This is a genomic window from Herbaspirillum chlorophenolicum (assembly GCF_001189955.1).
Taxonomy (GTDB): Bacteria; Pseudomonadota; Gammaproteobacteria; order Burkholderiales; family Burkholderiaceae_D; genus Herbaspirillum; species Herbaspirillum chlorophenolicum.
Window position 1 is genome coordinate 1 of sequence record NZ_LFLT01000143.1, and the last position, 1445, is coordinate 1445.

The following is a 1445-nucleotide window of genomic DNA, read 5'->3' on the forward strand; positions in this document are numbered from 1 at the left end:
GCCTTATCTCGGCTGGACCTCTTGGTGGGTGCCGGAAATCCTGCGGCTCCAGCATTACGAATACTACGACCGGCTGCGCCAGATGGGATTTAACCCGCCGCGCCGCCGGTTAGCCGTTGCTACAGCCGATGTATTGGCATTCCCCAAGCCTGTCGCCGTCATATCATCCGAATCTGGCGCATCGCCCTTGCTGAGGCCATGAATAACGAACTGGTCCAAAAGTCAGGCTTGAATGAACTTTGCGCCGAAGTCACTACTAGCTTCGCGGAGATGCACGGCCAATTCGAACTACTGAAATGAATGCTTGGCTTCATGCAGGCCGGTACTGTGGAAATTCTGTCCAAGATATTCCACTAACAAGCGCCCTGCGTCCCAAATAAAAAGCCCCGGATTTCCAGGGCTTTTTCTAACATCATTCTAGAGGCACGATCTCAATGATCGTCGTCTGACGAAGAAGTATCACTGTCTGAAGAACTGCCTTCGTCTGACGACGCATCATTGTCGTCTGCATGGGCAAGGCCTGCTTGAACCCATTGATTCGCGGTTTGCAGGCTGATTGCCGGGCCATTCTGATTACGGAACCTTACCCTGTAACTGCCGCCGACGTTATCGGTTGGTATGACTTGCACGTGTGTTCCATTCGGCGGCCCCCACTGCTGGATCAATTGCAGCAAACGAAAAGCGCCGCCGTTGAACAGCACTGGATCCGATAATCTTGTCGCCAATTGCACCACCGGCGCGCGCTGTGCAACTGAGATCAATGCCTGATGCGCGGCGGCTAGTGGGCGATTGTCAACGAACGGTGTTCTTAGTTCTTGCCGCTGATGGACGGGTAATTTGCCAGAATCGTGCTGATTTTGTGATTCTCTTTGTGCATACATCATTCGATCCTTTCAAAAAGACATATTACAAAGCGTCTTTGACGTCTCATGGCCATCTTTATCGCGGTTATGGGCGACGGTACGTACCATTTTATCCCAGCGGATAAGCAACCTTCACATGTTCGGAAAAATGGAACTGCGGCTCTCCGCCCGGACACCTATGAAGCATTGGTGTATGCGGTATCCCGCGAACTTGAAGGTGAAAATCGTTTTGGACGGGGGTTCGATTCCCCCCACCTCCACCAAATGGAGGAAAGGCCAGTCAGTTCCTTTCCCCCATCTGATGGGGGTGACCTGGTTTCGACAAGGCGGCAAGTATCCGGAGACACACCACGTCAGGCGACCGACGTAAATAGCGCAAATCCATAATTGCAAATGATCCGCAATTCGTTGCTTACGGCACCTAAGAGCCGGTAAGCCGAGTATCCGGCCCCTTCGCAAGAAGGCTTGGGAACAGAAAGGCCGGACCTACTCTATCGTTAGCAGCGAGAGAAAACGTCGAGCGAAAGTGAGTGCTTCGGAAGTTCTCATAGTCGGCAACCGTAGAGGGTGCAACCTGTAGAC

General features: G+C 52.7%; 1 protein-coding gene, 1 other RNA gene and 1 pseudogene. 2 read left to right on the plus strand and 1 reads right to left on the minus strand.

Annotated elements, in window-relative coordinates:
• Positions 1-202 (plus strand): annotated as a pseudogene (locus AKL28_RS25225) (hypothetical protein); the annotation flags it as partial.
• A 229-nt stretch (positions 203-431) separates the two neighbouring features.
• Here the strand turns inward: AKL28_RS25225 and AKL28_RS24765 are convergent.
• Positions 432-884, minus strand: a complete 453-nt coding sequence (locus AKL28_RS24765) for a hypothetical protein (protein ID WP_156226486.1) — start codon at positions 882-884, stop codon at positions 432-434.
• A 151-nt stretch (positions 885-1035) separates the two neighbouring features.
• Here AKL28_RS24765 and ssrA point away from each other — a divergent pair.
• Positions 1036-1360: a transfer-messenger RNA gene (gene ssrA / locus AKL28_RS24225) on the plus strand.
• Positions 1361-1445 lie beyond the last annotated feature (85 nt).

Excerpts from the sequence above, each read along its gene's own strand:
- AKL28_RS24765 (WP_156226486.1), bottom strand. The coding sequence starts at position 884 with ATGATGTATGCACAAAGAGAATCACAAAATCAGCACGATTCTGGCAAA.